Raw genomic sequence first — 5,818 nt, forward strand, 5'->3', positions numbered from 1 at the left:
ACCATCTTGACTTCTTTATTTTTACCCTAAACATCATCTTTTGTGCAACAAAGCCCATTAAAGTTATAAATTAACACATTAAAGAAGTGGTTTTACTAAAACTTCTTCACACAAAAAAGGAGCCGGAACATAATGCTCCCCAAGGAAAGAAATAAATTTTTGCAAATTAGATTGATCGTTAGATGCAACAAGTTCATAAAAATTAGTGCTATTCCAGATCATATACGCATATTTAAAGTGATAACTTATAGAATCTACTAACTCATCCAAGGTCACTTGACATTGTTCCATCTCTTCAAGGATCTGCGAAACTTTTTGATCAATGTCAGCTTTAGTAAAGTAATGGGAATTACCATTGCTATTTCAAATGCTGACATTGTTCCATCTCTTCAAGGATCTGCGAAACTTTTTGATCAATGTCAGCTTTAGTAAAGTAATGGGCCTTAAACAGGTTATCCTTTAGATGTTCTCTCCTTTCATACTCATCACGGACAGGATGAATCAGCTTTTCACAAAAGATCATTAATCCATCACTTTTAAGTACTCGCTTCACATATGCAATTTGAGCTTTACGATTAGGAGCATACATTTGAAATGCTGTATTTTCATAGATGGCATCAAAACCATATTTGAGATAAGGACGATCGTTTCTTGCTGAAATATACTCAGGTGTGATGTCTACAAAAGGTCCGATATAAATATCGGAATAGCTGTGTTGGCAAAGCTTATGGAAATTTTCTCCATTGGCTGGATTTGGAGAGTCAGTTAAAGTACTAATCATACCTTGGGAATATTCAGCCAGTGTTCTTGCATTTGTGCCATCTGCTGAACTTACCTCATAATAAGTAAAAGGCTTTTTCTCATCTTTTAGTCGGTGTTTTGCTAACCTTTGTAGAGCTACACCGATTCGGCATTGCTCTTCTATAATAAAGGGAACACTGGCACAGAAATGTTGATAGAATGTTCCTATATTGCGTTGAAATACACTGTGGTATTCCCGATATTCATTGCTTTTACTTAAAAAGTCAGAGGCTGCATATACGCTTTGTGTAGGTGCTTGAGAGATACCCGCAGCAATATTCTCAAAATGTTTCAGGAGAGAGGTTACACGAGGCCCTTTAAGCAAAGTAGCTCTGATTTTATCATAGTCAAATACTTTCATATTTAAAAAATACCAGTCGAATCCTATCTATGATCCCTGCCACTATACCACAAAGGGGGTTGGGGGGTTAGATTTTTTTCACCCATAGTTCTAGACTAAACGTGCTAGTAGTTTGGGTTATAAATATATAGGGTTTGCGCTCAAAAGTCTTATGGGTAAGGGTAGGAGACAGGAGACAGGAGACAACCCACCCCTAACCCCTCCCAACCCACCCCTAACCCCTCCCAGGAGGGGAGGGGAAGACAGGAGGAACGGGGAATGAGCGAGGAGGTAGGATTCATTAATTGATAATGGATAATGGATAATTACCTCGGATTTTAACCGTTACGGAATTGAATATAAGGAAATATCCTAGCAATTTTTTCCCCTTAAAAGGGCAGGCTTTAAACCACAATTATTTAATTAGTATATGTTGATAATTCTATAATTACTTCAAGCCTTTAATCTCCCCCACTCCCCTACTCCCAACTATACAATAACTATTCAACCGGATTCTATATTAGAACTCAAAAATGCGTAATTCCTCAAACTATATCTTCAGGAGACAACCCACCCCTAACCCCTCCCAGGAGGGGAGGGGAAGACAGGAATAACGGGGAATGAGCGAGGAGGTAGGATTCATTAATTGATAATGGATAATGGATAATTACCTCGGATTTTAACCGTTACGGAATTGAATATAAGGAAATATCCTAGCAATTTTTTCCCCTTAAAAGGGCAGGCTTTAAACCACAATTATTTAATTAGTATATGTTGATAATTCTATAATTACTTCAAGCCTTTAATCTCCCCCACTCCCCTACTCCCAACTATACAATAACTATTCAACCGGATTCTATATTAGAACTCAAAAATGCGTAATTCCTCAAACTATATCTTGTTGTTGGGTTGCGCTTGCGCTTAACCCAACCTACAGTTTTATCCCTCGGAAGCTATTAGCTATTAGTCGTTTTTTCTGGTGTTTTCATAGCATCAGAATTACCGTTACCATTTCCATTACCATTGGGCATTTCTAATTTTCGAGCTGCCAAATATTCATACATCGCATAACGAGTATTGACATCTTCCTGCGCTTGTGCTAATAACTCTTTGGCATCAGCTGGTTTACTCTTGGTGAGCATTTTGAACCTATTCTCCTGATACATCGACTCGCCTACTGGTTTCTTGGGCGATCGCATATCTAGTTGCAAAGGATTTTTTCCTTGTTGTACCAAGTCTGGGTTATACCGATACAACAACCACCGACCACTTTCTACAAGAGCTTTTTGATTACTCATTGCTGTCGTCATATTAATTCCATGAGCAATACAATGACTATAAGCAATAATTAAAGATGGTCCCTCATAAGCTTCAGCTTCCAAAAATGCTTTCAGGGTATGTTCGTCTCGCGCTCCCATGGCAACGCTGGCAACATAAACATTCCCGTAAGTCATTGCTATTAAACCTAAATCTTTCTTGCCTGATGGTTTTCCTCCTGCTGCAAATTTAGCAACTGCTGCACGGGGTGTTGCTTTGGAAGACTGACCGCCAGTATTAGAATAAACCTCCGTATCCATGACCAAAATATTCACATTTCGACCGCTGGCGATAACGTGGTCTAAACCACCAAAACCTATATCATAAGCCCAACCATCACCGCCAACTATCCAAACAGATTTTTTCACCAGATAATCTGCTAAAGTCAGCAGTTGCTTTGCTTCTGGCGAATCTACCCCTTGCAATTTTTCCTTGACTTGGGCGACTCGCTCCCGTTGTTCCCAAATATCAGCTTCAGATTTTTGGGAGGCGTTCAGAATGGCTTCAACTAAATTATCTCCCACAGTTCCCGCTACTTTTTGTAAAAGCTCCGTAGCAAACTGACTATGTTTGTCGAGAGACAGACGGAAACCTAAACCAAATTCGGCGTTATCCTCAAACAAACTATTTGACCAAGCGGGCCCGCGACCATCGGCATTTTTTGTCCAAGGAGTTGTAGGTAAGTTACCGCCGTAAATAGAAGAACATCCCGTAGCATTCGCCACAACCGAGCGATCGCCAAATAGTTGACTAATTAATTTAACATAAGGAGTTTCTCCACAACCTGCACAAGCACCAGAAAACTCAAACAAAGGTTCTTGCCATTGTTGTTGACGAATACGGTCGGGATGGAGGGAGCGACGGTCGGGGTTAGGTAGACCCAGGAAGAAATCCCAATTTTCCCTTTCTTGTTCCCGCAATGGTAACTGCGCTTCCATATTTATTGCCTTGCGGGATGGCATAGATTTATTTTTTGCCGGGCAAATATCTACACACACACCACAACCAGTACAGTCTTCGGGTGCGACTTGGATAGTAAATTTCTGTCCGGAAAAATCTTTATCCTTGACATTTGTAGATTTGAAAGTTGCCGGAGCATTATCTAACAAAGTCTCCTCATAAGCTTTACCACGGATGACCGAATGAGGACAAACCATAATACACTTACCGCATTGCACGCAAACATCTGGGTCCCAAGCTGGAATTTCTTGAGTAACATTACGTTTTTCCCATTTAGTTGTTCCGGTGGGGTAAGTTCCATCACATGGTAAAGCGCTGACTGGTAGTTGGTCACCTTCCCTAGAAATCATTTTGCCCAAAACATCCCGCACAAATTCTGGCGCTGTGTCGGGAATGGGTGGTAAACGGTGGAGAGTACTGCTAACTTCCGTGGGAATTTTAACTTCGTAGAGATTATCCAAAGTATTGTCAACCGCTTGTAAATTCATATTGACAATTTCCTGACCTTTTTTGCCGTAGGTCTTTTGGATGTATTTTTTAATTTGAGCGATCGCCTCTTCTCTGGGCAAAACATTAGCTAAGGCAAAGAAACAGGTCTGCATTACTGTATTAATGCGTCCCCTCATCCCACTATCACTAGCAACTTTATTAGCATTGATTACATAGACTTTTAAATTCTTGCGGATAATTTGTTCTTGAATTTCTACTGGCAACTGTTGCCAAACTTCATCGGGAGCGTAGGGACTATTCATCAGAAAAATAGAACCATTAGCTGCGGAGGTCAGAACGTCTAATTTTTCTAGAAAACTCCATTGGTGACAACCGACAAAATTTGCTTGGTCGATGAGATAAGTGGAACGAATGGGGTTAGCACCGAAGCGGAGGTGGGAGACAGTAACAGCACCAGATTTTTTGGAGTCGTAGACAAAGTAACCTTGAGCATAGTTGTCAGTTTCTCCCCCAATAATTTTAATGGAGTTTTTATTTGCACCCACAGTACCATCAGAACCCAAACCGTAAAACATTGCCCGCACCACATTATCTGCTTCGATAGAGAAACCTGCATCGAAAGGTAAAGATGTGTGAGAAAGGTCATCGTTGATGCCGACTGTAAAATGATTTTTGGGTTTATCGGCACTGAGGTTGTCAAAAACGCTCTTCACCATTGCCGGGTTAAACTCTTTAGAAGATAAACCATAACGACCGCCGACTACTTTTGGCATTGCGTCTGACCATTCTTCATTCAGAGCAGTAACTATATCTTGATACAGAGGTTCGCCACTTGCACCGGGTTCTTTTGTCCTATCTAACACAGCAATTTTTTTCACTGTTTCAGGTAATGCTGCGACTAACCTTCTGGCATCGAATGGTCTATATAGTCTAACTTTCAATACCCCAACTTTTTCACCATTGGCAGTTAAGTAGTCTACAGTTTCGTGAACTGTTTCACAACCAGACCCCATGAGAATAATAACCCTGTCTGCATCAACAGCACCGTGATATTCAAAACATTGATATTGTCGCCCTGTCAGTTCGGCAAATTTATCCATTGCTTTCTGAACAATATCCGGAGTTGCCGTGTAAAAAGGATTAACACTTTCCCTAGCTTGGAAATAAACATCCGGGTTTTGAGCTGTACCCCGTAAAACTGGTCGGTCAGGAGTCAAACCACGAGCGCGGTGAGCAAAAACAAATTCATCATCGATCATTTCCCGCAAAACCGTTTCTGGCAGAAGTTCAATTTTCTGTACCTCATGGGAAGTGCGAAAACCATCAAAGAAATGAATAAATGGCAGTCTTGCTTCCAGAGTGGCAACTTGGGAAATAAGTGCCAAGTCGTGAGCTTCTTGTACCGAAGCAGAACACAACATGGCAAAACCAGTAGCACGAGCAGCCATCACATCACTGTGGTCGCCAAATATAGAGAGACCTTGAGCTGCCAGAGAACGAGCTGCAACATGAATAACACAACAAGTCAGTTCCCCAGCAATTTTATAAAGATTAGGAATCATTAATAATAATCCCTGAGATGCTGTGAACGTTGTAGTTAGAGAACCTGTTTGCAACGAACCATGTACTGCTCCGGCCGCCCCACCCTCACTCTGCATTTCAACCACACTGGGAACTGTACCCCAAATATTCGGCGTGCCTTGGGATGACCAAGCATCGGCCCATTCACCCATTGGAGAGGAGGGAGTGATGGGATAGATGGCAATGACTTCATTGAGTTTGTGGGCAACACGGGCAACTGCTTCGTTACCATCCACTGTTGCAAAAGTTTTGTCACTCATAGATATTCTCCTGTTGAAATTCTCTGGTTATTTACAAATATTGTGGATTTTTGACATCTCCAGGGGTTGAAACACCCTGGATTCTGCGGTTAACCCACCGCAAATGGGA

Annotated in this window: 3 protein-coding genes; 1 reads left to right on the forward strand and 2 read right to left on the reverse strand. The window is 41.3% G+C overall.

Translation table 11 applies throughout. From position 1 onward, the window contains the following. Window positions 1-358: 358 nt before the first annotated feature. Window positions 359-1,162: a class I SAM-dependent methyltransferase gene (locus D5R40_RS29745; RefSeq protein WP_124155641.1), complete on the reverse strand. Its 804-nt coding sequence runs from the start codon at window positions 1,160-1,162 to the stop codon at window positions 359-361. Between the two features lie 112 nt (window positions 1,163-1,274). Here D5R40_RS29745 and D5R40_RS36420 point away from each other — a divergent pair, with 112 nt between their 5' ends. Beyond that, window positions 1,275-1,424: a hypothetical protein gene (locus tag D5R40_RS36420; protein ID WP_161565104.1), complete on the forward strand. Its 150-nt coding sequence runs from the start codon at window positions 1,275-1,277 to the stop codon at window positions 1,422-1,424. Window positions 1,425-2,097: 673 nt separating this feature from the next. Here D5R40_RS36420 and nifJ read toward each other — a convergent pair. Beyond that, window positions 2,098-5,709, reverse strand: a complete 3,612-nt coding sequence (gene nifJ, locus D5R40_RS29750) for a pyruvate:ferredoxin (flavodoxin) oxidoreductase (RefSeq protein WP_124147540.1) — start codon at window positions 5,707-5,709, stop codon at window positions 2,098-2,100. Window positions 5,710-5,818: the final 109 nt, after the last annotated feature.

The sequence above is a fragment of the Okeania hirsuta genome (assembly GCF_003838195.1).
Classification (GTDB): domain Bacteria; phylum Cyanobacteriota; class Cyanobacteriia; order Cyanobacteriales; family Microcoleaceae; genus Okeania; species Okeania hirsuta.